The organism is Paraburkholderia sp. USG1 (assembly GCF_031570135.1).
Lineage (GTDB): Bacteria > Pseudomonadota > Gammaproteobacteria > Burkholderiales > Burkholderiaceae > Paraburkholderia > Paraburkholderia dioscoreae.
This window is the reverse complement of the sequence record NZ_JAMWXW010000028.1, coordinates 76,854-102,803: the sequence shown is the minus strand read 5'-3', so window position 1 is coordinate 102,803 and position 25,950 is coordinate 76,854. Positions and strand designations below refer to the sequence as shown.

The 25,950-nt window shown below is 60.3% G+C and carries 21 protein-coding genes; 10 read left to right on the top strand and 11 right to left on the bottom strand.

What is annotated here, in order from left to right; all coding sequences use genetic code 11:
- Nucleotides 1-29 precede the first annotated feature (29 nt).
- A complete protein-coding gene (locus NE850_RS29920; RefSeq protein WP_007178857.1) occupies nt 30-560 on the top strand; it encodes a cytochrome c in 531 nt (176 codons plus the stop codon).
- A 17-nt stretch (nt 561-577) separates the two neighbouring features.
- Here NE850_RS29920 and NE850_RS29915 read toward each other — a convergent pair whose 3' ends face one another.
- The 4 genes from NE850_RS29915 to NE850_RS29900 all read right to left on the bottom strand — a co-directional run bounded on the left by NE850_RS29915 (nt 578) and on the right by NE850_RS29900 (nt 8,053).
- Complete coding sequence (locus tag NE850_RS29915) at nt 578-2,047, bottom strand: efflux transporter outer membrane subunit (protein WP_310699777.1); 1,470 nt, start codon at nt 2,045-2,047, stop codon at nt 578-580.
- The gene (locus NE850_RS29910; protein ID WP_007178859.1) at nt 2,040-3,227 is read right to left on the bottom strand and encodes an efflux RND transporter periplasmic adaptor subunit; all 1,188 of its coding nucleotides are present in this window, start codon (nt 3,225-3,227) and stop codon (nt 2,040-2,042) included. The genes NE850_RS29915 and NE850_RS29910 overlap by 8 nt, the downstream gene beginning before the upstream one ends.
- The gene (locus tag NE850_RS29905) at nt 3,217-6,402 is read right to left on the bottom strand and encodes an efflux RND transporter permease subunit (RefSeq protein ID WP_007178860.1); all 3,186 of its coding nucleotides are present in this window, start codon (nt 6,400-6,402) and stop codon (nt 3,217-3,219) included. Before NE850_RS29905 ends, NE850_RS29910 begins: the two co-directional genes overlap by 11 nt.
- A gap of 649 nt (nt 6,403-7,051) precedes the next feature.
- Nucleotides 7,052-8,053: a GlxA family transcriptional regulator gene (locus NE850_RS29900; protein WP_007178861.1), complete on the bottom strand. Its 1,002-nt coding sequence runs from the start codon at nt 8,051-8,053 to the stop codon at nt 7,052-7,054.
- Nucleotides 8,054-8,370: 317 nt separating this feature from the next.
- Between NE850_RS29900 and NE850_RS29895 the strand changes: the two genes are divergently transcribed.
- On the top strand, nt 8,371-9,135 hold the full coding sequence (locus tag NE850_RS29895) for a Sir2 family NAD-dependent protein deacetylase (RefSeq protein ID WP_197740263.1): 765 nt from the start codon (nt 8,371-8,373) through the stop codon (nt 9,133-9,135).
- Here the strand turns inward: NE850_RS29895 and NE850_RS29890 are convergent.
- The gene (locus NE850_RS29890) at nt 9,114-9,395 is read right to left on the bottom strand and encodes a hypothetical protein (protein WP_157187739.1); all 282 of its coding nucleotides are present in this window, start codon (nt 9,393-9,395) and stop codon (nt 9,114-9,116) included. The two genes, NE850_RS29895 and NE850_RS29890, sit on opposite strands and share 22 nt — an antisense overlap.
- On the opposite strand from NE850_RS29890, the gene NE850_RS29885 reads away from it, so the two are divergent.
- The 3 genes from NE850_RS29885 to NE850_RS29875 all read left to right on the top strand — a co-directional run bounded on the left by NE850_RS29885 (nt 9,394) and on the right by NE850_RS29875 (nt 14,090).
- Nucleotides 9,394-10,575, top strand: a complete 1,182-nt coding sequence (locus tag NE850_RS29885) for a YafY family protein (RefSeq protein ID WP_007178863.1) — start codon at nt 9,394-9,396, stop codon at nt 10,573-10,575. The two genes, NE850_RS29890 and NE850_RS29885, sit on opposite strands and share 2 nt — an antisense overlap.
- Before the next feature lie 403 nt (nt 10,576-10,978).
- A complete protein-coding gene (locus NE850_RS29880; protein ID WP_007178864.1) occupies nt 10,979-13,357 on the top strand; it encodes a YjbH domain-containing protein in 2,379 nt (792 codons plus the stop codon).
- Nucleotides 13,358-13,376: 19 nt separating this feature from the next.
- Entirely contained in the window at nt 13,377-14,090 is a 714-nt protein-coding gene (locus NE850_RS29875) for a carboxypeptidase regulatory-like domain-containing protein (RefSeq protein ID WP_165187631.1), read from the top strand.
- Nucleotides 14,091-14,203: 113 nt separating this feature from the next.
- Here NE850_RS29875 and NE850_RS29870 read toward each other — a convergent pair whose 3' ends face one another.
- Both NE850_RS29870 and NE850_RS29865 read right to left on the bottom strand, forming a co-directional pair.
- A complete protein-coding gene (locus NE850_RS29870; RefSeq protein ID WP_007178866.1) occupies nt 14,204-14,512 on the bottom strand; it encodes a hypothetical protein in 309 nt (102 codons plus the stop codon).
- Nucleotides 14,513-15,131: 619 nt separating this feature from the next.
- Nucleotides 15,132-16,115 carry a helix-turn-helix domain-containing protein gene (locus NE850_RS29865; RefSeq protein ID WP_310699776.1) on the bottom strand — a complete coding sequence of 328 codons (984 nt, stop codon included), beginning with the start codon at nt 16,113-16,115 and terminating at the stop codon, nt 15,132-15,134.
- Between the two features lie 359 nt (nt 16,116-16,474).
- Between NE850_RS29865 and NE850_RS29860 the strand changes: the two genes are divergently transcribed.
- On the top strand, nt 16,475-16,672 hold the full coding sequence (locus NE850_RS29860; protein ID WP_157187740.1) for a hypothetical protein: 198 nt from the start codon (nt 16,475-16,477) through the stop codon (nt 16,670-16,672).
- 210 nt (nt 16,673-16,882) lie between these two features.
- On the top strand, nt 16,883-17,068 hold the full coding sequence (locus NE850_RS29855; protein WP_007178868.1) for a hypothetical protein: 186 nt from the start codon (nt 16,883-16,885) through the stop codon (nt 17,066-17,068).
- A 190-nt stretch (nt 17,069-17,258) separates the two neighbouring features.
- On the opposite strand, the gene NE850_RS29850 is transcribed toward NE850_RS29855, so the two are convergent.
- Nucleotides 17,259-17,456 carry a hypothetical protein gene (locus NE850_RS29850; protein WP_007178869.1) on the bottom strand — a complete coding sequence of 66 codons (198 nt, stop codon included), beginning with the start codon at nt 17,454-17,456 and terminating at the stop codon, nt 17,259-17,261.
- Nucleotides 17,457-19,161: 1,705 nt separating this feature from the next.
- Between NE850_RS29850 and NE850_RS29845 the strand changes: the two genes are divergently transcribed.
- Nucleotides 19,162-20,295 carry a porin gene (locus NE850_RS29845; RefSeq protein ID WP_007178871.1) on the top strand — a complete coding sequence of 378 codons (1,134 nt, stop codon included), beginning with the start codon at nt 19,162-19,164 and terminating at the stop codon, nt 20,293-20,295.
- A gap of 294 nt (nt 20,296-20,589) precedes the next feature.
- Nucleotides 20,590-20,934, top strand: coding sequence for a transposase (locus NE850_RS29840; RefSeq protein ID WP_007178872.1), 345 nt, complete (start codon nt 20,590-20,592; stop codon nt 20,932-20,934).
- A gap of 114 nt (nt 20,935-21,048) precedes the next feature.
- Here the strand turns inward: NE850_RS29840 and NE850_RS29835 are convergent, their stop codons facing one another.
- The gene (locus NE850_RS29835; protein ID WP_007178873.1) at nt 21,049-22,608 is read right to left on the bottom strand and encodes a methyl-accepting chemotaxis protein; all 1,560 of its coding nucleotides are present in this window, start codon (nt 22,606-22,608) and stop codon (nt 21,049-21,051) included.
- A 186-nt stretch (nt 22,609-22,794) separates the two neighbouring features.
- Complete coding sequence (locus NE850_RS29830) at nt 22,795-23,541, bottom strand: Crp/Fnr family transcriptional regulator (protein WP_007178874.1); 747 nt, start codon at nt 23,539-23,541, stop codon at nt 22,795-22,797.
- Between the two features lie 165 nt (nt 23,542-23,706).
- Between NE850_RS29830 and NE850_RS29825 the strand changes: the two genes are divergently transcribed.
- Nucleotides 23,707-25,338, top strand: coding sequence for an acyl-CoA synthetase (locus NE850_RS29825; RefSeq protein ID WP_007178875.1), 1,632 nt, complete (start codon nt 23,707-23,709; stop codon nt 25,336-25,338).
- A gap of 123 nt (nt 25,339-25,461) precedes the next feature.
- On the opposite strand, the gene NE850_RS29820 is transcribed toward NE850_RS29825, so the two are convergent.
- Complete coding sequence (locus NE850_RS29820; RefSeq protein ID WP_007178876.1) at nt 25,462-25,686, bottom strand: hypothetical protein; 225 nt, start codon at nt 25,684-25,686, stop codon at nt 25,462-25,464.
- Nucleotides 25,687-25,950 lie beyond the last annotated feature (264 nt).

Here is a 25,950-nt window from a genome sequence, read left to right as displayed (position 1 = left end):
CGCGCGTACAGCGACTCTGGAGCGTTTCCATGCAAATTCGTCATCCCGTCGCCAGCGTGGCTGCGACGATCGTTGCCACTCTCGTCCTGCTGGCAATCGGCGCGGTTCTATTCGGTTTTTCCGGCGTCTACGACGTATCCGCGAGCTCGAAAGACAACCCCGTCATCGCGTGGATGTTGCACTCCACTTACGAGGCGTCGCTGCATCGTCACGCAGGCAAAGACGTGCCGCCTGGCGATCTGATGTCGCTCAGGAATATCGAAGCCGGCGCGCGCTTCTACGATTCGACATGCGCCGCTTGCCACGGTGTGCCAGGAAAGCCGCTTAGCTTCGTTGGGCAGGGGATTCAACCGGCCGCACCCGCGCTGCTGGCCGCCAGCCGCCGCAACAACCCCAAGCTGATGTTCTGGGTCATCAAACATGGCGTGAACATGACCGCCATGCCGAGCTTCGGAAAGACGCAAACCGATCAAACCATTTGGCAAACGGCTGCATTTCTCTACGACGCGCGGGGCATCACCCCGCAGCGATACGAGACGCTTGCGCACGGTACGAAGTAGGGGCGTGGCGGAAAACGCTAGTTGGCGCCGTACTGCGTCGAACTCGCGACGAGTGCCGGCGTGGCAGCCACCTTGGCCAGTTCATCGCTCGACCATCCGCCGCCGAGCGCATGCAGCAACTGCACGTTCGCGCTGAGCTGGCGGGTCTGGATGTCGAGCAGGCCGCGCTGCGCGTCGAGCTGTACGGTTTGCGCCTGCACGACATCGAGGTAACCCACGGTGCCCTGGCGGTATTGACGTAGTGCAAGGTCCACCGAGTACTGCGCGGCGCTCGCGGCGTCGCGTTGTTCTCCCAGTGCCGTGCCGAGGTAGGACAGCAAGGCCAGATTGTCTTCAACCTGCTGGAAAGCGGACAACACCACGCCGCGGTAAAGTTCTCCAGCTTCCTCGGTGGCCGCTTTGGCGGCGTCGAGCTGAGCGCGACGGTAGCCTCCGTCGAACACGTATTGCACGAGTTGCGGACCAATGGCCCAGAACAGGTTGGGCGCGCTCACGAGCCCGGCATAGGCCGCGCTTTGCACGCCCCCTTGCAGGCTCAACGTGATGTCCGGGAAGTAAGCCGCCCGCGCCACGCCGATCTTCGCGTTGGCTTCCGCGACTCGCCGTTCCGCTGCCGCGACGTCGGGCCGGCGCTGCAGCAGTGTGGAAGGCAGGCCGGTCGGAATGGCCGGCAACGCAATGGCGGCGGTCTGCTGCGGCAGGCTGAATTCGGACGCGGAGGCGCCGACCAGTACGGCGATCGCATGTTCAATGAGCGCGCGTTGCGCCAGGTTCTGCGACAACTGCGACTTTGCCGACGACAACTGGGTCTGCGCGCGCGAGACGTCGAGGCCCGACACGATCCCGCCGTTGTGCAGGGTTTGCGTGAGTTGCAGTGCCTTCGCATAGGCCGCCACTGTTTCGTTCAACAGATCGGTTTGCTGGTCGAGGCCGCGTAAGCGGATATAACTGTCTGCCAGTGTGACCTGCAGGCTCAATTGCACGGAAGCCAGATCGGCCTTGGTCGCCTGCGCTTCGTCCTTGCCCGCAACAACGGAGTCGCGCACGCGGCCCCACAGATCGAGATCGTAGTTGACCTGGCCGCCGAGCGTGACGGAGTTGTAGTCGTTCGGGCCTCCCGCGCGCAAGGGGCGGTTGTCGGACTGGCGGTCGCGCTGCGGCACGGCGCTAGCGCTGACGGACGGGTACAGACCCGACTCGACCTGCGCCACGAACGCCTGGGCTTGCGCATAGTGCGCGTAAGCCGCGCGCAGATCGGTATTGTTTGCCAGCAGGCTGGTTTCGAGTGTGTCGAGCTGGGCGTCGCCATACATCTTCCACCAGCCGTTACGGTCTATCCGGTCCGCCGGTTGCGCGGTGGTCCACGGTCCAACGGTCTTGTATTGCGCGGCTACGGGTGTGGGCGGAACCTGGTATTGCGGCGCGAGCGAGCACGCTGACAATGCCGCCACACTCGCGAGAAGCGCTGGAAGTCGAACCTTAACCATGGGCGGCCGCCTTCCTGTCCGTGGCGGCCGCGGTCTGTACGCTGTCGCCGTCGGCGAGTCCGTCGGGCGGCGTGTCGATCACGCGGTCGGTGGCGGCCAGTCCTGAAGAGATTTCCACGGAGTCGCCCAGATCGCGGCTGATCTTCACAGGCTTGAAGAGCACATGACCGTTGGCGGCCAAGGTGGCGACCACGGTTCCCCGGCTGTCGAACACAAGCGCGCTCGCCGGCACGCGTACGGAATGCGCGGCGGCGGGCAGCGTGAATTTCAGGCTCGCGAAACCGCCCGGCAGCAGCTTGCCATTGGAATTGTCGACCAGCAGCTGAACCAGTGTCGTACCAGAACTCGAATTGACGGAGTCCGCCGCGGCCACGACGCGTGCGGTGAACTGCTGGTCGGGATATTCGGGCACCGTCAGGGTGGCGGTCGTGCCGTCGTGGATCGCGGGCGCATAGTTTTGCGGCACCTGTACATAGACACGCAGCTGGTCGACTTTGGAGACGGCGAACAGCTCCTGACCGGCGCCGCCGCTGCCCGCGCTCACCAACGCGCCGACGTCCGTATCGCGGGCCGTCACCACGCCGTCGAACGGCGCGACGATCCGCGCGAACGCCTTGGTCGCGACGAGACGATCGACGTTGGCTTTCGCGGCGGCGACGATGGCCTCTTTCGCGGTGTAATCGGCGGTGCGTTGGTCGACATCCTGCTGCGCGACGGAATCCGTGCCACGTAGCGCTTCCCAGCGTTTCGCCGTCGTGCCCGCCACCACGGCGTTGGCCTGCGCGCTTTGCAGATCGGCGCGCGCTTGCAGTAACTGCTGGTCGAGTTCGGGCGTTTCGATCTCGGCGAGTACCTGGCCCGCTTTGACCGGCGCGCCGATGTCGACGCTCCATGATTTCAGATAGCCGCTGACCTGCGCGAAAATCGGCGCCCGCGTGAATGCTTCAAGGCGGCCGGGCAATTGCAGCGACGGGCCGTTGACATCGCGCACGGGCAGAATCAGAGTGACCGTTGGCACGGCCTGGGCATCGGTCCAACTCTTCAGCTTGCGGGCGTCTTCCGCTCGCAGCGTGACGCCGGCAATGACAACGCCGAGGACGACCAGCAGGCCAACAATGCCCGCGACGACAAGCGTGCGGCGCGACGGCGGGTGACTGGGCAACGTGGAATCAGACGACATGAGCGGGACCTCCCGAGACGGATGCCGGGGTAGCCGCGCGCCCGGGGCGCGCGTGGACGATACAGAAGATGACGGGGACGAGAAACAGCGAAGCCGTGGTGGCGAACAGCAGGCCGCCGATCACGGCGCGGCCGAGCGGCGCGTTCTGCTCGCCGCCTTCGCCGAGGGCCAGTGCCATCGGCGCCATACCGATGATCATCGACAACGCGGTCATCAGTACTGGGCGAAAACGCGTGAAGCCCGCTTCGAGCGCGGCCTTGAACGGGTCGCCATGTACGGCGAGACGTTCGCGGCAAAAGCTGACCACGAGAATCGAGTTGGCCGTCGCGACGCCCATGCACATGATCGCCCCCGTCAGTGCGGGCACCGAGAGCGTCGTATGGGTCGCGAACAGCATCCACACGATGCCTGCCAGCGCGGCCGGCAGTGCGGTCACGATCACGAACGGGTCGGCCCACGACTGGAAGTTGACGACGATCAGCAGATAGATCAGCACGACCGCGCCGAGCAGACCGAACAACATGCCGGCAAAGGCGCTGTTCATGGTCTGCACCTGGCCGAGCAGCGCGACCGTCGAGCCCTTGGGCAACGTGCCGGCGTTCTCGTGCACGATGCGCTGGATATCGGCGGATACGGCGCCCAGGTCGCGGTCCTGGGTGGTCGCGAAGATCTCGACCATCGGCTGGATGTTGTACTGGCTGACCACCTCGTTGCTGCTGGTGCGCTCGACCGTTGCGAGGCCGCCGAGGATCTGCGCGGCACCGCCGGTGCTGGCGGTGATCGGCAGGTTTTGCAGCGCGGAGAGCGAATCGAGGCTGTATTGCGGCGTTTGCATGACGATCGGATACGACACGCCGTTTGCGTTGTTCAACCAGAAGGTGGGCGCCACCTGGCTCGAACCCGCAAGGTTCACCACCATGCTGTTGGTCACGTCGCGCTCGGTGATGCCGAGCAATTGCGCGCGGGTACGATCCACGTCGACGTTGAAGGTCGGATTGGCGTGAGACTGCGCGATCCGCGCATCGACCACGCCCGGTACATCCCGAACCTCGCGCAGCAGCCGGTCTGCATAGGCGTAGTTGGCATCCAGATTGTTGCCGCGAATCTGCAGGTCGATCGGCGCGGGCGAACCGAAGTTCAGGATCTGACTGATGATGTCGGCCGGCGGGAACGAGAACGTGACGCCCGGAAATTCGTGCGGCAAGCGCTCGCGCATGAGGCGCACATATTCGTCGGTCGGACGGTGGCCTTCGTTCAGCGCGATCTGGATATCGCCGTCCTGCGAGCCGACCGTGCCGGTGTTGTTGTACGCGGTGTTGATGCCGCTGACAGGCAGGCCCATATTGTCGACGACGGTGCCCAGATCTGCCGGCGGAATGATCCGGCGTATCGCGTCTTCGACATCCGCGAAGATCTGCGCGGTTTTTTCGACGCGAACCCCGACGGGCGCGCGCACGTGCAACAGGATCTGGCCGGCATCCACCGCGGGAAAGAAATTGCGGCCGAGAAACGGCACGAGCGCGAACGAGAGGAGCACGAAGCAGAGAAAGCCGGCAACGAACCGGCGCCGGTGCGTCAGCGCGAGTTCCAGCAGGCCGTGATAGCGGGTGCGTATTTTTTCGAAGCGTGCTTCGAAGCCGCGCTGAAAACGTCCGAGCGGACCCGGGCGTTTCTCGTCGTGCTCGCCGTGCGCATGCGGCTTGAGCAGATACTTGGCCATGGTGGGCACGAGCGTACGCGACAGAAAGAATGACGAGATCATCGCGAAGATGACGGCCTCGGCCATCGGTACGAACAGGAATCGCGCGACGCCTTGCAGGAAGAACATCGGCACGAACACGATGCAGATACACAGCAGCGAGACGAACGCCGGCGTGACGATCTGGGCGGCGCCGTCGAGAATCGCCGTCTCGACCTCCTTGCCATGCTCGAGGTGCCAGTTGATGTTTTCGATTGTGACCGTCGCGTCGTCGACCAGAATCCCCACTGCCAGCGCAAGTCCGCCGAGCGTCATGATGTTCAGCGTTTCGCCGAGCGCCGACAGCGTGGCGATGGAGCCGAGAATGGCAAGCGGGATCGAGGTGGCGATGATGAGGGTCGAGCGCCAGCTGCCGAGGAACAGCAGGATCATCAGGCTCGTCAGCACAGCCGCGATCACTCCTTCGCGCGCCACGCCGGTGATGGCCGCCCGCACGAACAGCGACTGGTCGCCGATCGGATCGATCCGCAGGGCGTCGGGCCATGACGCCTTGCCGGCGGCGATCTGCTGTTTGACGCCGGCGATGATGCCGAGCGTGGACACGGAACCGTTCTTGAGCACGGACATCAGCACCGAACGGTGGCCGTCCACATGAACGATATTGGTTTGCGGCGGGCTGCCGTCGCGCACGTTGGCAATGTCGCGAATGTAGACAGTGGTGCCGTTGGCTGCCTTGACCGGCAGATCGCCCAAGGCCTTGATTTGCGACGGCGCGTTGTTCAGTTGCAGCGTGTACTCGTAGTCCCCGATCTTTTCGGTGCCGACCGGCGTGATCAGGTTCTGGCCGGCGAGTGCGTTAGCCACGTCCTGCGCAGACAAGCCGCGCGCCTGGAGCGCTGCAGGGTCGACGTCGATCTGTACCTGGCGCGTCTTGCCGCCGAACGGGTAGGGAATCGATGCGCCCGCAACCGTCGTGAGAACCGGGCGCACCGCGTTCAGACCAAGGTCGCCCAGACGCTGCTCCGAGAGTCCTTTGCCCGACAACGCCAACTGGATGATCGGCACGGTGGACGCGTTGTAGTTCAGGATCAGCGGCGGCGTCGTCCCGGGCGGCAACTGGCGCAATTGCGTCTGCGCGACCGACGTCACCTGCGCATTGGCCGTGCTGATATTCACGCCCGGCTGGAAGAAGATCTTGATGATCCCGAAGCCTGCGACCGATTCCGCCTCGGTGTGCTCGACGTCGTTCACGGTGGTCGTCAACGTGCGCTCGAACGGCGAGGTGATCCGGCCGACCATCTGGTCCGGCGGCAGCCCCGTGTACTGCCACACGACGCTGATCACCGGAATCCGGATGTCGGGAAAGATGTCGGTTGGCGTCTTCATCGCGGACAATGGTCCTATGATGAGGATGAAGATCGCCAGCACGACAAAAGTGTAAGGTCGCCTAAGGGCAATACGGACTAGGCCGAGCATGACAATTCCAAGGCAGGGTGAAAACGTGATTGCGGCTGTGAGGACGTCAGCGCGGCTTACGGCGATTGCAGGCCGCGCGCTCGTGCTCGATGTGCACGCAGAGTGCAACTGGGGTAACGGGCAATGGAAGCGTGACGGGATGCTGGCCAGGGTTTCGAATCATCTGCATTCTTGATAATCACAACACCGCTTAATATCGATCGACATAAGCTTGCGTGAATCTTTCAGCTGTCTCGCACCAAGAGAAGAAAGACCTGCGCAACGACGAAATGTCCGTTTGACCGCGTGCAAATGTTCCGCAGCGAAGTCCAAGCGCGAATGTACACAAAGGTAGAAATTGCTGCAGAACGTCAAAAGGCATTTCGGGTACTTGCAGGTGCCCAACAGGAAGAGTCGCCGGCGAGGCGCGGCGAGATAAAACGCAACGGGGACGCGCGTGGGGCCGATGAGGAGGACTCCTATTCCACGCGCTTTCGAACGCCGCTTCCATAAAAGAAACGTTTTGCACAAAACTGTCGTGTGAAAAACAGGTGGAGTGAGAGGCTGGAATAACGAGAGGTCTGAAGGCCGCGTCGACTTTTATCGCCCCGGTACGGACCGAGGCGAACGGAGGTGCCGTTTGAGTGACAGGAAAGATGTCGGCTTACGATTAGCAATCGTGCGGCTGACGCTTGCTGCCGCGGTACTCGGTGGGTGTTGCGCCCATGTGTTTGCGAAAGAGCTTGGCGAGCTGCGCGCCACCGCCAAATCCGCACCGCCGCGCGATCTTGTCCACCGGTAGCGCGGTTTCGACAAGAAGCCGGCAACTCATATCGAGCCGGACATAAAGCAGATAGCCGGATGGCGTCACGCCTATTTCCGCTTTGAAGCGGCGAAGAAAGTTGCGCTCGCTCATCGCGGCGATCCCTGCTGCTCTGTCGATGGAAATCGGCTGATCGCCGTTCGCTTCCAGCCACCGCGCCGAGGCGCCGATCTTGTCGCTTACGCTTCCCGATATGTTTCTATTCAACACCGATGTGAACTGTGTCGATGCTCGTGGCGCCAGGCACGCTGCGGCTTTGCACGTGATTTCCGTGCCGAGATCCGCCTCGATGACACTCAAGGCACTCTCAAGCGGACTTGATACTTCACGTTGCGTAGCCGGTTCCGGATCGCGGCGGGAATGATGGTGCGGCACGCGGCCACGAGCACTTCCCCTACCCGCTGAAGATGCGAACCCCGCAGCTTCGAGCAGGAACTGACCTTCAGCGATAGGAAGAACGTTTTCGCTGCGCAAGTGGGCGCAGCGCAGCCACGCCAGCAACCGTTCATCACGCCTGGCGTCGTGCACGCCCGTACCACCGGCAATGAACAAAGCGTGAAAGTGGCCCGCGTAGCCGCGCGCTTCAACACTGTCTGTCCACACGAAGACGTCCGATGAACTGGCGATCCTTCCGCCTGCTGCCGAAAGCAGCCGGACGTCGTAGTGCGGCGCGTCGCGTTGGCTATCTTGTGCAAATCTGTTCGCCGCCTGAAATGCTTCAACGATAGACACAGTGTCGAGGAGGGAAAAACCGTTGAAGACGGCTACGCCAATGTGTTTTACGGCGTGTCCGTCACGCGGAACGCGTCGTTGAACGACGGTGTTGTGTACGTCGATATGGCACGCCATCTGAAGGTTCTCCACGAAAATAACTTCTCTTTCAACTGTGTCGTAACCGGCGAAAAGTTAGAAACGGGCAGGTACGCAGAGGCGATACTGGCGAAGGGATTTCGCCGTGGTTTAAAGTTCGTTTCATTTTCATCGTTTCGACGCTGTCACGGCGACAAGATAGCGGTGCGATCAGACAACGGCTGTCTCGTTCAATTCTGGCCAGTCAGATTGAAACCGGGACACCATTTGTCTCATCGACGCGGTAGCCTGATTGCCGGGTACGTGCGTGTCTGAACGAGTAGACGGCGATCGCCGGGAAAGGAAATGGCGGATATATGGCGATGCGGGATATCGAGGTGATTCGAATGCAGGAAGAACGGCTACAGCAAGCGATCGCATGGCTGCGCGAAGCAGACGGGTTGCTGATTACCGCGGGAGCGGGGATGGGCGTCGACTCGGGCTTGCCTGATTTTCGGGGCAATGAAGGCTTGTGGCGCGCCTATCCGGCGCTAGCCGAAGCAGGGTGCGACTTCCAGTCCATTGCCAATCCGCGCGCCTTCATGGACGAGCCGGAACTCGCCTGGGGATTTTATGGACACCGCCTGAAGCTTTATCGCGAGGTCGAACCTCATCCGGGTTTTGCCATTCTCAGGCGCTGGGGCGAGCGCCTGCGTCACGGCACCTTTGTTTTCACGAGCAATGTGGATGGACAATTCCAACAGGCGGGGTTCCTGGAAAGCCGTATCGAGGAATGCCACGGCTCGATCCACTATCTGCAGTGCACGGAGCCGTGTTCCTCGGTGATCGAGCCTGCTGCAGACTTCCTGCCGCAGATTGACGAACGCGCGTGCCGACTCATGGGTCCACTGCCGCGTTGCAAACGCTGCGGCGCGATTTCGAGGCCGAATATCCTGATGTTCTGGGATTCGGCATGGCTGCCTTCGCGCGCCAATGCACAGGCCGAGCGCCTCGCCGGCTGGCTGGCATCGGTCGAACGGCCTGTTGTCGTCGAAGCACCGGCGCGACACTGGATGCGTATCACGAGCGCCTACTGCGATCCACTAACCCGACTGAACGATTACTCGGCACGGCGTCGATAGTTTTTTGGGGCTTCTATACATTCGGTCCGGCGTTTGCGGCTATCCGCGTTCACCGTCATCTTTTTGGTCGCGGTAATCAGCAGCCGACCCGTGCCGAGCAAATCGCGGATATCCTGGAAGAGGCCGATACTGCAATCAAGACGGGAAATCCAGGCGCGGCGCTCGGGATGTTCGCCGGAATCAACCAGTTGAGCCGCGCTTGTCAGTGTTACGCAGGGAAAGCAGTTTCCGTCGAGGCATTCTGTTGCGTCATGGAACATGACGGCTTGGGTGACAGGCAGCGTCGAGAGATATCAGGCCTACGGACCGGTTCTTCAACTGAAGAAATCCCGCCAATCTTTTGAGTATTTGCTTAAGATCCATTGCGCGCCGCCGTTAACCTCTGTGACGCAAAGCCTGCAACCATCCAAGTTCTGCTGCATGGACACTCTCGATAGCAAGATAATTAGCGTATTGCCTAACGCCGGCGGCAATGCCGAGTTTCTCAGCACCCCTGGTGTTCATAAGAAGCTGGAGGTCATCGAGTCCGACGTGCCGGTCATTAAAACGGTACAGCGGCGGTTGGAGAAACTGCATCTCGAGGGTCTTGTCGAGATGGAGAAGCGCGGGGCGGCATGGTTCTGGCGTAAAGGCGCCGGCGCGGGCGGTATGGCCGGGAAATCCGGTGCCATCATGACGCGAGAAGAGGCGCTCGCGCTGCATGTGCTGCGTAGCTTCACATCGCGACAAATCCCCACGCTGGTTGCCGAGGCGCTCTCCGATCTGTTCAAGGTGGCGGACAAGCGTCTGGAAACAGCGGTGACCGAAGACGAGCGTCGTTATCGCCGGTGGGCGGACAAGGTCGCAGTGGAGCACAGCGGTTTCGCCTTGCAGTATCCCCAGATCGATCCGGAGATATTCGCCGCGATTTCCCAAGCGCTGTTTCATGAGCGCAAGCTGGAAATTCTCTATCGTCCGCGCTCCAATGTGGCGAATGACAAGTGCAAGGTAATCTTGCCGCTCGGTCTGGTCGAAGTAGGCGGTCTCGTGTATCTGATAGGCGGCACCGAAGGACGCTCGAATCCGACCATGTACCGACTGGACCGCCTGGCGAGCGCGAATATGATGATGGAATCGTTTTCGTATCCGCGCTCTTTCAAGCTCGACGACTACGTAAAGCAGCAGCGCCAGTTCGACTTCATGGTGGAAGGTGAAGCGACGCTCAAAGTACGTTTTGTCAACGGAGCCGGCGATCATCTTCTCGAGACCCCTTTCGCGGCAGACCAGGAAACGTGGCACACGAGCACTGGTCTGGAGGTACAGGGGACTGTTTTGCTCAGTCAACGTTTGCGTTGGTGGTTGCGCTCGTTCGGCCCGCATGTGGAAGTAATGGAACCGGAGAAGCTGCGCGCAGAGCTGGCCGAGGAGGCGCACGCGCTTGCGGCGCTTTACCGGCGCTAAGCCCTGTCAAAATCGCCGCGACCAGAACGAAAAAAAGTCGCGGCGCAGATATCAAGAACCATCGCGGGGCTGCGTGGCCGTCTTCACATGGAACGGCCGAATGTAGTAATCCGCCAACATGTTAGCTTTTTCCGTCAGCAATCATTTTCGCTGCGGCGGACTATGTATGATGCACCGCAACCAGAAGATACTTCCCGACATCGCCGGTCATGGCGATCGTCTCTAGCAGACAGCACGGTATGCCGTACTAATGCAGCAAATATAAACATCGCATCTTCAATTTAATTTGGAGTGCATATTTATGCCTGATTGATTTGCGTGCCGCATTGCGACGATGAGTTTCGGTGACGACCGAGAAGGGATCCATTCACCGCCGGGCGCTTTGATACCAACAACTATAGACATGGGCGGAAATTTGTTTGGGCACGAACCGATAGGAGGCCGCAAGACGTTGGCGTTGGCTGCCGTGCTGGCGTTTTCGACTTCGGCGCACGCGGCGGATCCAGCGCTGAACGCGCTAGGTCAGGCCGGTGGTCTGGTTATTCCATATGGATTTGCCTTGCCGCAAGGCGTGGGTGAAGTGCAGTACAACGATTTCATCGACCCTCGTTACGGGAAGACGGCGACCGGATCACAGATTTACTGGGGAGCCGTTGGCCTGTTTCCGTACGTCGAATTGTCGGGCGGACTGGCAAACTATCCGGCGAATGTCGGAGCACCGCTGGCGCATGAGGAGCATGTCGTACTTCGTCACCTGATGGCTGACGTCAAGCTCGAAGTACCGAAGTTTTTCAAGTATCAGCCGAGTATCGCATTCGGCGTCGCGGACATCGGTGGTCAGACGCATTTTTTCCGTTCGAAATACGGTGTGGTGTCGCAAGCATTCGGACCGGTGACGCTCACTGCGGGTTATGGACAGGGCGACCGCCTCGACGGTTTGTTCGGCGGCGCACAAGTCTCGCTGTGGAATACGGGATTGTCGCTGCTCGCAGAAGACGATTCGAAGACCCCCTATGCAGGCGTGCGCTATCAGTCTCCGCGGATTAGCTGGTTAGCCGATGCGAACGTGATCGGCACGTTCATGCGTTCGATCCGCTCAACGGATGGAGTCTCGCCGCGTACGTCGTTCTCGGTGGCCATTCAGATTCCACTTGGAAGACGTTTTAGCAGTACGCGTTGTGCAGATGGCTTGTGCGACGGCCCGCTGGTGCCGGCCATCCAGACCGCGAATGCCGACGATGACGGCTCTATCCGTCTCACCAGCCTGCGGCCGGTGGACACGCGCGCTGCTGCCGGTAATGGCAACGCATCAGCCGCAGCGCCTATTACCTATGTGCCGCCGCTGCAGTCGTATGCGTCTGTGATGTTGAGTGATGTGACGAGGACCAGATCGTCGGATGTGCAGTTTCCCGCGGTTCCAGAAGCGCTGGATGCCTCGGCGCTCGACGAAATCGCGGCGCAACTGTTTGCCGCCGGCCTCGAGCGTGTTCGTGTCGGGATGAGTGGCCGTGATCTGGTTGTCGAGTACGAAAACCATCGGTACAACCAGAACGAAGCGGACGCTCTCGGTATTGTGCTTGGCGTGGCGAGCATCAATGCGCCGCACGGCACCGACAGGATTCACGTTGTCATCAAGAAGGCCAACGAGCCGTTAGGCGAGGTCATTGTGGATCGTGACGCGTTTTCGCGGTTCGTCGAAGGCGGCGCGCCGACGGCTGCCAGTGCCTCTTTGACCATGCGTACGCGTCCGACCTATGACGCGGATTCGATTGCATGGCACGGTAACGAACACACACATGGTCTGACGCGAATTCAGATCGAGCCGGTCCTCAGTTACCTGTACGGCACCGAGTACGGCAATTTCGACATCTCGCTGGGCGCCAACATTGAGGGGTTCGTGCCGCTTTGGCGCGGCGCGGAGTTGTATGCGAGCTATATCGCGCCGATCTACAACACGAAGAACATGGACCAGGGCCGCGTGTTCAGCGACTACCGCTTGCGCGGCGGTCTGAATGCGGTGGCGCTTGCACAAAGCTTCTGGATCATGCCGCAAGTGTTCAACGTGGCATCGATCGGCAAGTTCGACTACTCGTATGTGGGTGTGCAAAACGAAACCACGGTGTTCGTGCCCGGACGTCCCGATCTGATCCGCCTGCGGCTCGCTTATTTGCACCACGAACCGGGCCATGACGAACTGCCGAGCGAAAAAAATGCCGAGTTGACTTACCGCTGGGTGCAGCCGTCCTGGAAGCTGTGGATCGAAGCGGGCGTCGCGCGCTTTGTCGGCGGCGACAAAGGTCCCGTTGCAACGATTACGCGCTGGTTCGACGACGTATCAGTGAGCGTGCATGGCGAGCATAGCGGGCAGGGCACGTTTGTGGGCGCCGCGATCAGCTTCCCGCTGACGTTGCGGCAGGGCATGAAGCCGGGAATCAGCCAGGTGTATGGCGCTGAACAGTTCGGGCTCGACTTCCGCACACGCGTGGGATCGACGAATTTCCTGTCGGCCAATGCGGCCGCGAATATGACCTTCCCGTATAGCACGGAGCAATACCTGTTGAATCAGGGCCGCTTTAGCGGCGAGTACTTCTCGACCCAGCTTTACCGGATGCGTGATGCGTATCTGCGTTACGGGCGCCCTGGAGGCGACGGAACGAGGCCGAAGCCGCAAGTGAGTGTGCCTGCTGTATCGACGGGCAGCGCGTTTTCGCGTGGCATCTGTGGACGCGATTTGCAGGGTGTGGACGATGGACGGGCGTTGGTGCCGGTCAATTGTGAATGACTTTCTCTGGAGGTAGGCGATGAAGCTTCTAAACGGTGCCGCGTTGCGCACGTTGCAGTTCGGATCGATGGTTCTGGCAACCAGCGCACTGGTTGCATGTGGCGGCGGCGGCGACTCGCCTGGCGCGACGGTGAGCGGCACGGCTGCCGTGGGCCAGCCAGTGGTAAACGCCAGCATTGTATTGACTTGCAAGAATGGTGCGAGCAGTGTGACGGCCAACGCAAGCGGCGTATATTCGGCGACCTTCCACTTTGACGGACCGTGTGCGATCACGGCGTCGAGCGGGGCCGTCGTGCTCCATTCGTTTGCTCCCGGCGCGGGCACTTACAACGTGACTCCGTTGACCGAATTGCTCTTGAGCTATCTGGCTGGCCAGCTTGGAACTACGGTGAGCGGGTTGCTGTCAGGAATCTCGAGTAACGCAACGTTTCAGAGCGCGCTGTCCAACAGCACGGTGATCGCGAACGCGCAGGCTGCTGTTGCGCAGTTGATCAAGACGCAGTACGGGTTCACGCTTTCGTCATCTTCGTTCTTGACGGTTTCGTTCACGCCTGGGCAGCCGCCGGATCTCGATCTGGACTATTTGCAGACAGCGGGCGCGATTACTGCGAGCGGTCAGCCGGCGTCGTCGTTGACAACCGCTGTGGTAGCTGCGGGTGCGGCCGCGCCGATCTCCGGCGGGGGCAACGGCGGAGGACCAACCGGTGGAACGGGCGGCACCGGTGGCACTTGAGCGCTTGCGAGTGCGCAAGCAGAGAATCGGGCTGCCGGACCGGTACAGGTCCACAAGGAACTGTACCGGCCGCTCACCGAAAGATCTTTCAAGGTTCAAGACGCGAAGAGCTTCTATTCGTAGCCGAGCCTGTGACTCAGAATAGGTGAGAAGAACAGTGCAATCGCGGAGCCCGCTACCTTACCTTCGAGCTCCGCGGCCGCGGCGGCAGCCTGCATTCCGTACGAGTGCGTGAACAGATCGAATAGCTGCGGTAGGCAGTAGAGTAAGGCTATTGCTATGCAATAGTCTTGCATGACCGACACACGCCAGCCTTTCCCGAAGGCGACAGCAGCGGCGACAATGCGCAGAACTCCGAATAACACAAGCGCGCCCACAGCCGCCTGTTCTCGGAGCAGATACTCTGGAATAAACTCGCCCATATCTTCCTGTTCACCTGATACGTTGATTTATCTCGACCACCCGAAATAGAAAGCCACTCATTCGGACGTTGCGATCGTATAGCCAGCTGCTCAACACAATTGCTCTGGATGACTGGGGATCGGGTCGACTGGTTTTGATACTACCGAAGCCGTACTCGTGCAATGAAAGCGCGGCTGAATGAACCACAATATTGGCCGATATCGTCAAGCGACAGGCTCGGCAGAGTGGGGCAGGCACTATCCGTGGGCGCCTTATCCCGTCAGGATCGGCGATAGCTTCTTTTCCGCCGCGCGTGACGGCAGCGCCCCAAAAAAAGAGCCTGCGCCCTGAAAGAGGCAGGCTTAATTCCGAGGTGATGATGGTCTCGCTTGCGCGAGCCCGTCAGATCATCTTGCGGATGACCCGAGTTAAGAATAGGAGAGCGAACTGGCGCCCGCAACGCGCTGGCGGAAGATGCCCCAATTTTGGCCAATGCGAATAAGGCCGGCTCGAGGCAGGTAATTCGACGTGCAAAAGCCCGGGTTCGTCACGAGTAGTACAACGCCGGCGGACAAGCACGGATCGGCAATGGCGTGCTCTCACGTCAAACGTCGACCCGCCGCCTGTACCCGCTGCTTTCTACTGCGCCATTTCGTTGCGCATCCGATAGTCCGTCGGCGTCGTCGCGAGATATTTCCTGAAAAGCTTCGACAACTGTCCGCCGCTGCCGATACCGCAGCGGCGTGCGATCTTGTCGATTGGCAGACGTGATTCGACAAGCATCCGGCAACTCATGTTCAAACGGGCCTGAAGCAGATAGTCGGAGGGCGTCATGCCGATCTCGCTCTTGAAGCGGCGCAGGAAATTGCGCTCGCTCATCGCGGCGACCTGCGCCGCATCGTCGATGGAGATGGGCCGATCGACGTTCGCTTCCAGCCAGCGTGCCGATGCCAGGATCTTTTCGCTAATCTGCGGCGCCGCGCCGGACGTAACCGACGAACTGAACGGTGCCTTGGGTTGCGGAGCGATCGACTCGGCAACCTGCTGTGCCAGTTCTGAGCCGAGATCCTCTTCAACGATGCGCAATGCTGTCGAGACAGCTCCCGGCGCTTCAGTCAGTGGTCGGGCCGATTGCAGACCGAGCGCTTCGCTGCCTGCATACAGAAGTGGGCAGTAACGGCTTGGCAGCCCGGCTGCTTGCAGCAGTTGCAGACCTTCCGCGATCGGATGCACGATTTCGCTGAATGGATGCCTGCGGCGCAACCAGTCGCTCAACCGCTCGTCGCGGCATGCCTGTTGTACGCCCGCGCCGCCGGCAATGAACAACAGGTGCGTGTCGTTCGTACCTCGATGCGACTGGACGTCGTCGGTCCAGACAAATACCGATGACGAACTCGCAATGCGCCCACCCGCGGCGGAAAGCAGCGACACGTCGTACCGTGTGCGGCCCGATCGCTGCGCTGCGACAAGCGAGTTCGCCTTCTGGAAAATTTCGATAATTGCTGCAACCGTAGGCAGTGCAAATCCATTGAACAGCGCGATGTCGACGCGAGTCAGAGCATTCGTGTGCATCGGCACGGCACTTTGCCGCGTGTTAAGCGGCAGAGTATGTACCAAGTCCATTTATTTTTCCCCGGAAATGTATGGTCTGCAGAGTCTTCTCCCCAAAGACTCTGTCTTTTTCTTAATGGAGAATGCTATACATTTGATTCTCTTGTCAGTAATTGATGGCCGAATTAGCCAACACATTGGCTGCTGACGACACTGGGCGGCGAGCTAGCTTGCCGCCATGCTGGGCTTCTGATTCGACCCTGGCAAATGGGTAAGATCTGGAAATTCACCTGTCCGTCTCCGTGAGTGGGACGGAATGTATAGCGAACCATCTTTATTCATTTAGATGCAATGCGGATAATTGGCTGTCAACATCGGTAAATTGAACCGGGCGCACGAAATATATCAAAAGAATACGTGTAGGGGTTGAATTGGAACAACACGACGAATTTGCTCTGCCGCAACATGCGTTGTCAAAAAAAATGCCGTTCGCGCCGGGAAAAACGATTGCCTCGAATTATTCGCAATGCGGTGCCTCGCCGCCTGGCCATCTCGGACAGAAGTTTTCTGATAACCGCCGTAAAATGGTTCACCACACCGGAAGAGGTAAAATTGCCCTCGGCCGCTGAGTGGGTGTCCGCTTGCGACTGGCCTGGTCGTCGAGGAAGGCGTTTTCGCTTTCCTTGAGCACGGGGTGGGCTCTGCATGATGCGAAGCGCAATGATCAGCTCGTTCACCGCACTGGCATTGTTGTAGGCGTGTGCGAGATGGATAAAATTTTTTAGCAAACGATTGCGCATGAGACTAAAAAAGCTCTGCACGCGACCGTTAACGGGTTCATGCACACACAAGACATTCAGACAATTGTTTCCGCAGCTCGCGAAACGGCCGATGCTATTGTCGGTGCCCGTCAGTGGAAGACGGCCGAAGATGCCAGCGCGATGCACGACGTGATCTTCTGGGACATGCTTGCCAAGCGATTGCCTGATGCGAACATCGCCGATCTGCTGTCCATGTTCGATTAGACCGCGGCATCAATAAGGTTTGCCCGGCTCGCAACATGCGTCGCAGCCGTCGCGCGGCGAGGGCGTTTTTCACCCTATTGCCGCTCGCGTGCTCTGTAGAGCGAAGTGTCTCGCGCGAAGCGATTGGCCGCGCGGCGCGATTGCGAGCGTATTCCACGCCTGTCAATTGGCGTTTCGTGCTTCGCGACGACTACTGCTCACCAAGACCGACCAGGGAAAAGATCTTGACTACGGACCCTTGCTTCGGTTGATGCTCACCCTGTTGCTGAATGAAAACCTGCATTGCGCGCGTCATCTCCTGGCCTGAGAGTTTGCGATAGGCGCAGATGTTGTATGTGACGCCGTGCTGGAAGTCCTTGATGAAGTTATCTACGTTCGGTAGCTGCATACCTGTCCTCGAAAGCGTCACGCGAATTCCCCCGCCGGAACTGATCGTCTTTCGCTCACGGCGATTCACAGCGCCGGGTACCTAAAACGTCCATGGAAAAAGAACCTGCCGCCCGAGGGAGCGGCAGGCAAAAAAATTCGAGGGGTGGGGTTTGCTTCAGAAAGCGCCCCTCGAAAGACCGGAATTGAGTTTAGTCGTTCGAAACAGGCGGCGGACGCAAGCGGCGGATGGGGTCACGCTCTTGACCGAACAAGACACAAGAAAGCGCGCTTCCGGACAAGGAGTTCAGAGAGTTGTTCGATTCGCAAAACCGTGACGTTTTCCTGATGGCGCTTGCTCCGTGGAGTGGCACGTCGTTTGCATAAGCTCGGCTTCCGGACTATAGCCATAACGAGAACTGTCATGCGACCCGACCATAGAGCGACTGATATTGCCCAGACTTCCTCCGTGCTGGCCACGCCGCTGGAAGGCGTCGGCGAGAGCGTGCCACAACGGCAAATCAGCGCGTTGGCACGAGTCGCCTTCTGCTTTGCATGGCTATTCGGGCTCGAGCCGTTCCTGACCGGTGCTGGCGGCGAGGTGTCTCGGTCCCGGTCAGATCGTCATTGATGTTCCATCGACGCACGAATGGACGTTGAAAGTTTGGTCGCGCATCAGGGCAATTTCTACATTCGGACATAACCCAGGCGAATCGAGACGCGCGCACGAATGCCGAGGCGCGCAGCGTGCGCCCGAAATCGGTCAGTTCGCGGCCGGGCGGATCTCTCCGGGATAAAGGGGCGCTCCGCCAGTCGCGGCACGAGTCACAACTCACAAGGCCGTGCTCGACGGTAATTAGGGAAACTCCGTGTAAAAAAAGGCACGGCCGTGCCGTTAAATCAATACGGACGGTTGTTCGACATTTACCGTTCGTTTTCAGCACGGGTTTTGTCACGCGGCGGTCGGCGCCGCATTTCACCTCCGGACAATGCCCGTGCTGAAGGCTTTTCTCTTCCGGCGCGGACAGCGGGAATTCAATTCCAGATGAATCACTCGCGCCGCTCTTAATGCGGGCGCGCTCGCAGAAACTGAGTGCTGTCCCGAACCTCAAGTGCTAGGGGGGCGCTGCATGGCCCGCCGGCTGCACGTCGCGCACCCCCACAGAACCGAATCATTGAATTCACATTCTCTTGGCAAAAGAAGTCATCAATATCCGAGTTCAACGAAAACCGGTAATCGCATCGCGAAAAACGCGACTGTATTAACTAAACTAAGTTCCCGCATTTCCAAAATAAATTTACATATCCTGCATGCGCGCAGGGTATTGCCTAATTTTCGAGCAATTGGAATCGCTGATTTCCATTCGGTCCGACCCGATTACGTCAGGATTATTAAAACGCTGTTGCATACACACAACTGGCAATATTGAAAAGTTGCAAAATACTTATGACCAGAGTGGGTGCGACAGTCGCTATATTTGTTAATAAATGACGTAAAAACAAAGACTTAGTCTGTGCGGCAATTAGATTGTTGCGGATTCTGAAAAATCCTGTTGCGTGGATTGCGGACCTCCCTGCCAGGGTGTCCCCCTACACTCACGCTTCGTTTCAAGGGTGCCCGGCTGATCCGGAACGGGTCGGCGAACAGGGCGGCAGCGGGTGCATAGCACGCGCTGCCGAGGCAAGTCCCGCTCCCCGTGTAAATTTATCGAACAGGAGTCCCACGCATGAAAAAGAGTCTAATCGTCGTTGCGGTTGCCGCATCGTTCGCTTCCGTCGCTCACGCACAAAGCAGCGTGACCCTGTATGGTCTGCTGGACGCCGGCCTGACCTACACCAGCAACGTCAACCACAACTCCAAGTGGGCAGCCGGTAGCGGCGGCATCAACCAAAGCATGTTCGGTCTGCGCGGCTCGGAAGATCTGGGCGGCGGTCTGAAGGCAGTGTTCACGTTGGAAAGCGGCTTCAACATCAACAACGGCAAGTTCGCTAACAACAACGGCATGTTCAACCGTCAGGCGTTCGTCGGCCTGTCGAGCGCGCAATTCGGTACGGTTACGCTGGGCCGTCAATACGACGCAGCTCAAGACTACCTGGCACCGCTGACCGCAACGGGCAGCTGGGGCGGCACGTACTTCGCGCACCCGTTCAACAACGACAACCTGAACACGAACGGCGGCTACGCAGTCAACAACTCGATCAAGTACTCGAGCGCTAACTACGCTGGCTTCACGTTCGGCGGCACGTACGGCTTCTCGAACCAGGCTGGCGCATTCGCAAACAACCGCGAATACAGCGTCGGTGCTGCATACCAGTGGCAAGGTCTGCGTTTGGGCGCTGCTTACGCACAGCAGAACAACCCGGGCGCCGGCAACAACGGTGCTTCGGACAGCTCGTACGTCAACGCACTGGCAGGCAACGTCGGCAACTTCCGTCAGCGTGAATTCGGCGTTGCTGGTTCGTACGCATTCGGCCCGGCAACCGTCGGTCTGGCATGGACGCAATCGCGTTCGGACAACTTCACGGGCGGTCAGCAATCGCTGCGCGCTAACAACTACGAAGTCAACGGCAAGTACAACGTGACCCCGGCTCTGGGCCTGGGCGTTGCTTACACGTTCACGGACGGCAAGGGCTACGGCGTTGGCGCGAACGGTGGTTCGGAGTCGGTGCGTTACCACCAGATCGGCCTGCAGGCTGACTACTCGCTGTCGCGTCGTACGGACGTCTACGCTCAAGCCGTGTACCAGCACGCAATGGGCGACGGCGGTGTCGCTTCGATCTACAGCGGCGACATCACGCAACTGCCGTCGTCGTCGAAGAACCAGACGGCTGCTACGGTCGGTCTGCGTCACCGCTTCTAAGCTTCCACAGAAGCTCGTTGTGCAAAAAGGTGCCGTTCGCGGCACCTTTTTTTATGCGCGCGCGATTTGATGGCCGGCACCGGCGTAACCGTCCGATGCCGTACGCGTCGCGAAGCCGAAGCCTCCTCGTCCTGTTTTAGAAATCGTCCCGCATTCTCTGACGATTGCGCCTCGCCATCTGACAAGAATTAACCTTCGCGAAAGCGTGCCTGGGTTAGTCTCAAATTCATTGATGGATAGACCCTATTTCGTGACGGCGCCAGCACGTGTGCTGCGGCTGTGCCTTCTTACCGCATGAATACTTCCGCTTCAAAGTCGCGGCCTCATTCGCCGCCCAATAGCGATCTCACCGACGAGCAATGGCATCGCATCGTGCCCCTGCTGCCTGAGATGAAGGAGCATGGACCCCGGCGCGGCCGTCCCAGCATCGATATACGCTGGGTGGTGAATAGCGTCATGTGGGTGCTGCACGCACGCGCGCCCTGGAGCGCAATGCCAGAGCACTACCCTCCATATCAGACAGCGCATCGCTACTATCTGCGCTGGAAGAAATCGGGCGTGCTGGCCGACATCGTGCTCACGCTGTTCGGGTCCGATGCGATCATGGACCGGCCTGTCACACGCAGGAGCGCCGCTTAGTGCGCTGCGTGGGCCGCGGCTTCTCGATGGCAAACAAAAAGGCTGTCACCGGCATCCCGGTGACAGCCTTTTTCGATTGCAAGCGGTCTTCAGGCGCGGAAAACCACGACTCGATCACGCAGGCTGGCCGACCTTGAACACGGAGACGGCATGTCGCAGCCGGTCGGTTTGCTCATCGAGCGAACCGGCCGCGGCCGCAGCCTGCTCCACGAGTGCGGCATTGCGTTGCGTCACATCGTCCATCTGGCGGATCGCGAGATTGACTTCGCCGATACCTGAACTCTGTTCCTTCGAAGCCGCCGAGATCTCGTTCATGATGGCCGTCACGCGGCGCACCGCGTCGACCACCTCGCCGATCGTGCTGCCTGCTTTGCCCGCAAGTGTGGAACCTTCGCCGACTTGCGTGACGGACTGATCGATCAGCACCTTGATTTCCCTTGCCGCTGTCGCGCTGCGCTGAGCGAGATTGCGCACCTCGCCCGCGACCACCGCGAAGCCGCGGCCTTCTTCACCGGCACGCGCTGCTTCCACCGCGGCATTCAGCGCCAGGATATTGGTCTGGAACGCGATACCCTCGATCACGCTGATGATCTCGCCGATCTTGCGCGAACTGTCGGTGATCCCGGCCATTTTCTCGACCACGTCGTTGACCACCTGGCCGCCGCGCGCGGCAACGTCCGAAGCGTCGCGTGCCAGTTCGGATGCGGTCGCCGCATTGTCGGCGTTCTGCGTAACGGTCTTGGTGAGCTCGTCCATGCTGGCGGCGGTTTGCTGCAATGAAGCCGCCTGTTCCTCGGTACGGCTCGACAGGTCCAGATTGCCCGCGGCGATTTCCTTTGAAGCGATAGTGATCGTCTCCGCCGAGGTCTTGATCCGCGCGACGGTGGACGCGAGTTGATCGCGCATCTCACGCAGCGAGAACAGCAGGCTCGACGTGTCGTCGCGGCGCAAGTCGATGTGTGTGGCGAGATCGCCGCGCGCGATCTGCATGGCGATCGCGGCGGCCGTGGAAGGCTCGCCGCCAATCGAGCGCGACACGTTGCGCACCACGCGCGAAGCGACGAACGACACGATCACGCCCAGTACCACCAGCATGCCCGCCGAGCGCGTGAGCGTCGCGTAGAACTGTGCCTGGATGTCGTCCATGTAGGCGCCGGCAATGAAGTCCCAGCCCCACGGCCCGAAGCGCTTCACATAGCCGATCTTCTCGCTGGGCGTGGTTTCGCCGGGCTTCGGCCACCAGTAGCGCAGGTAGCCGGCGCCGGCCGCCGAGCCGCCGGCCTGGGCGATGTCGTGATACAGCGCGTTGCCTTTGGCGTCGCGGAAGGCGCTCATGTCCTTGCCGTTCAGCTTCGGGCTCATCGGGTGATCGATCATGACCGAATCGCTGCGCACGATCGTCACGTAGCCGGACGCGCCATAGCGTTGTGCGTTGACGCGGGCAATGGCCTGCTGTTTCGCTTCGTCGACGGAGAGCTTGCCGGCGTCGGCCTGTTTCGCGTAGTCCGCGACGATCGACGCCGCCATATCGGTGACGTCGGCCAGATCCGCGCGCCGTGCGTCCATTTGAGCGTTACGTGCCTCGTACGCGTTGACAACGGTGACGATCAGGAGCGCCGCCCAGCACAGCAGCAGCGGCACCCACAGTTTCTGTTTCAGTGTCAGACGGTTCATTATCGGATTCGACAATATGTGGAGCCAGGAGAGTGGAGAGGGCTGCAATCTGCGCTGCATAGTTCGCATAACGGCGCGGGCGGCACTTTCTTGATCCTGTTGCACAAAAAACAGGCTGACGGGTGGAGGCGGCCGCGCGGCGGCGTTCGGAATATGGCCGGGCCGAAGGGCCGGCCGGACGTGGCGTTAGATCTGTTCCCGGCCGAACGCGCTCAGGCGTTCCAGGTCGAGCACATGAATCTGGTTGTACGAGAGACGCAATATCTGCAGGCGTTCGAGGTTTTGCAGCGCCTGATTGATCCGCTGGCGCGAAACGCCCGCCAGCAGGCCGACTTCTTCCTGCGAAATGGCAAGCGCGCGGCCGGTATCGGGGTAGAGATCCGGGTTGAACAGTTGCGCGAGCGACTGTGCGACGCGTGCGTCGACATCGAGTAGCCGGCTATTCTGGATCGACGCGATGAATTCGCCCATGCGGTTGTTCAGTTGCCGGATCACGAAGCCGGTGAACGGCAGGCTCGACTCCAGCAGTGCATGGAATGTGTCCGACGGCACGAACATGACGAGCGAAGGTTGAATCGCCGCGACGTCGTATTTGCGCAGTTCGCGCTTGATCACGCTGCCCTCGCCGAACCAGCCGCCCGGCGGAACGCCGGACAGCGTGCAACTGCGTCCCGAAGCGTTGTAGATGGCCAGTTTGAGGAGGCCGGAATGCACGCCGATCCAGTAATCCGACGGCTCCTGGCGCCGGGCGATCCATGCGCCGCCTTCCATATGCTCCGCGTACGCGCTGGCGACCACCAGCGCCTGATGCTCTGCGGCGAGCGCCCGAAACCACGCGCAGGTGGCGAACAGGCCCGGCAGGTCGGCGCGCGCGACCCGCTCCTGCCTGTTCGGACGGGCGTCGGCGGGGGCGGTGAGCGGAGCGTCGTTCATGGCGGCTTGCGGGATAGATGGGCGATTTGAGTGAATCTGGGTTCGGAAGCGCCAGGGCGCGCCACTCTGTCATTTGAATGACAGACAGTTCACCATGACAGTTGTTAGCCTAGTCTATCAATCAGAATAGTTGACGGCGCGGCGAGCGCCTCAGGAGACAACGCGATGAAGCACATGTTCGAAGCAGGCCTTGAGCGCCGTGAGGCTAACTATATTCCCGTCACGCCGATCGATTTCATCGTGCGCGCGGCAGAAGTCTACGGTGAACGGCTGGCGGTCGTCCACGGGGAGATTCGCCGCAACTGGCGCGAAACCTACGAACGCTCCAGGCGTCTCGCCAGCGCATTGCAGCGGGCCGGTATTGAACGTGGCGACACGGTCGCGGCCTTGCTCCCCAACATTCCTCCGATGATAGAAGCGCACTTCGGCGTACCGATGGCCGGCGCCGTGCTCAATACGCTGAATACGCGGCTCGACATTTCGTCGCTGCTGTTCATGCTGCGCCACGGGGAGGCCAAGGCGCTGATCGTCGATACCGAATATGGCGAGTTTGCGCATCGCGCCTCGCTGGAATTCCCGGATTTGCGCGTGATCAGCGTAGCGGACGCGATGCCCGCCCACGCCGATCAATTTATCCGCGCAACAGACTATGAAGCGTTCCTGCAATCCGGCGACCCCGAATTCGCGTGGACCATGCCGGCCGACGAATGGGACGCCATTGCGCTGAACTACACCTCGGGCACGACCGGCGATCCGAAGGGCGTGGTGTACCACCATCGCGGCGCGTATCTGAATGCGGTGAGCAATATCCTCGAATGGGATATGCCCAAGCACGCGGTTTACCTCTGGACCTTGCCGCTCTTCCACTGCAACGGTTGGTGTTTTCCGTGGACGGTGGCCGCGCGTGCCGGCGTCAACGTCTGTCTGCGCAAATTCGACGCGAAGACGGTGTTCGATCTGATTCGCAATGAAGGCATCACGCATTACTGCGGCGCGCCGATCGTGCAGAGCGCGCTCGCGAATGCGCCGGCCGAATGGCGCGACGGCATCAACCATCGCGTGTCGACGATGGTGGCGGGCGCGGCGCCCGCGCCGGCGGTGATCGCGAAGATGAAGGAAATTGGTTTCGATCTCACGCACGTGTACGGACTCACCGAGACCTACGGGCCGGCCGCGGTCTGTGCGAAACAGGAGGCGTGGGAGACACTGGACGACAGCGCGCGCGCCGAACTGAATGCGCGCCAGGGCGTGCGCTACCACTTGCAGGCGGCTGTGACCGTGCTCGATCCGCAGACGTTGGCACTCGTGCCCAACGACGGCGAGACGATCGGCGAGATCATGTTCCGCGGCAACATCTGCATGAAGGGCTATCTGAAGAACGAGCGCGCGACGGAAGCGGCCTTCGAAGGCGGCTGGTTCCATACCGGCGATCTCGGCGTACGGATGCCCGACGGCTATATCCGCATTCGCGATCGCAGCAAGGACATCATCATCTCCGGCGGCGAGAACATCTCGAGTATCGAACTCGAAGACACGCTGTATCGTCACCCCGCGGTGGCTGTTGCCGCCGTGGTGGCGATGGCCGATCCGAAGTGGGGGGAGGTGCCGTGCGCCTTCGTCGAACTCAAGGAAGGCGCCCAGGTGAGCGCGGAAGAGATCATTGCGCACTGCCGGCTGTTTCTTGCGGGATACAAGTTGCCGAAAGCGGTGCGCTTCGGCGAATTGCCGAAAACATCGACGGGAAAAATTCAGAAGTTCGAACTACGCGCGCGCATCAAGACGGAAGAAAACCAATAATGCAGTTGCGCGTGTGATGGTGTGGCGTGCCGACTGGCACGCCGGTGCCGGTAGTTCATACCGCAAGACGAACGCACGGTTCATGTGCGCTTCATCGCGCGGGATCTCGTGCCGATCGCGAGCTTAGCCGCGCGTATCGACCCAATGACGTGCCCAGCTTGCCGAGTGCTGCAAGGCCTGTTCTTCGTTCGTGAAGTAATCGAGCGAATAGAACTGGTAGCGTCCTTCGGCACGCGCGCTGTCGGCGCGTTCGAGCAGCAGATTCGATGAAAAAGTGCCATCGGGCAAACGGTGCGCCGAAGGTTTGACGGCATAGCCGTTGTAATGATGAATATGTGTGTTTTGCATTTTATTTTTTAATAATGTTCGAGTGCGCGCCTTCCTTGCGGACCCTTGTACGAGTCGCACGAACGATCTGATTCAAGCTATTGCGGGCCGAATCCTGACGCAGTCGGAAAGCGAAAAATCGGGCGTTGAAGCCGGAGGGGACAATGAGGTGCAACGAGGCGTATGGCGCTCAGGCAAGCTGCTTGAATGACATGCAGCTCCAGGCGATCGCGCCAACTGTGGGAGACAAAGCTCCGCGAAGATGTCGCTGCAGCCCGATGTCCG

Coding starts and splice junctions, on each gene's coding strand:
- NE850_RS29845 (WP_007178871.1), top strand. CDS start 19,162: ATGAAAAAGAGTCTAATCGTCGTTGCGGTTGCCGCATCGTTCGCTTCC.
- NE850_RS29920 (WP_007178857.1), top strand. CDS start 30: ATGCAAATTCGTCATCCCGTCGCCAGCGTGGCTGCGACGATCGTTGCC.
- NE850_RS29910 (WP_007178859.1), bottom strand. CDS start 3,227: ATGTCGTCTGATTCCACGTTGCCCAGTCACCCGCCGTCGCGCCGCACG.
- NE850_RS29840 (WP_007178872.1), top strand. CDS start 20,590: ATGAATACTTCCGCTTCAAAGTCGCGGCCTCATTCGCCGCCCAATAGC.
- NE850_RS29890 (WP_157187739.1), bottom strand. CDS start 9,395: ATGTTCCATGACGCAACAGAATGCCTCGACGGAAACTGCTTTCCCTGC.
- NE850_RS29880 (WP_007178864.1), top strand. CDS start 10,979: ATGGGCGGAAATTTGTTTGGGCACGAACCGATAGGAGGCCGCAAGACG.
- NE850_RS29825 (WP_007178875.1), top strand. CDS start 23,707: ATGAAGCACATGTTCGAAGCAGGCCTTGAGCGCCGTGAGGCTAACTAT.
- NE850_RS29835 (WP_007178873.1), bottom strand. CDS start 22,608: ATGAACCGTCTGACACTGAAACAGAAACTGTGGGTGCCGCTGCTGCTG.
- NE850_RS29905 (WP_007178860.1), bottom strand. CDS start 6,402: ATGCTCGGCCTAGTCCGTATTGCCCTTAGGCGACCTTACACTTTTGTC.
- NE850_RS29895 (WP_197740263.1), top strand. CDS start 8,371: ATGGCGATGCGGGATATCGAGGTGATTCGAATGCAGGAAGAACGGCTA.
- NE850_RS29875 (WP_165187631.1), top strand. CDS start 13,377: ATGAAGCTTCTAAACGGTGCCGCGTTGCGCACGTTGCAGTTCGGATCG.
- NE850_RS29870 (WP_007178866.1), bottom strand. CDS start 14,512: ATGGGCGAGTTTATTCCAGAGTATCTGCTCCGAGAACAGGCGGCTGTG.
- NE850_RS29865 (WP_310699776.1), bottom strand. CDS start 16,115: ATGGACTTGGTACATACTCTGCCGCTTAACACGCGGCAAAGTGCCGTG.
- NE850_RS29850 (WP_007178869.1), bottom strand. CDS start 17,456: ATGCAGCTACCGAACGTAGATAACTTCATCAAGGACTTCCAGCACGGC.
- NE850_RS29855 (WP_007178868.1), top strand. CDS start 16,883: ATGCACACACAAGACATTCAGACAATTGTTTCCGCAGCTCGCGAAACG.
- NE850_RS29820 (WP_007178876.1), bottom strand. CDS start 25,686: ATGCAAAACACACATATTCATCATTACAACGGCTATGCCGTCAAACCT.
- NE850_RS29915 (WP_310699777.1), bottom strand. CDS start 2,047: ATGGTTAAGGTTCGACTTCCAGCGCTTCTCGCGAGTGTGGCGGCATTG.
- NE850_RS29885 (WP_007178863.1), top strand. CDS start 9,394: ATGACGGCTTGGGTGACAGGCAGCGTCGAGAGATATCAGGCCTACGGA.
- NE850_RS29830 (WP_007178874.1), bottom strand. CDS start 23,541: ATGAACGACGCTCCGCTCACCGCCCCCGCCGACGCCCGTCCGAACAGG.
- NE850_RS29900 (WP_007178861.1), bottom strand. CDS start 8,053: ATGGCGTGCCATATCGACGTACACAACACCGTCGTTCAACGACGCGTT.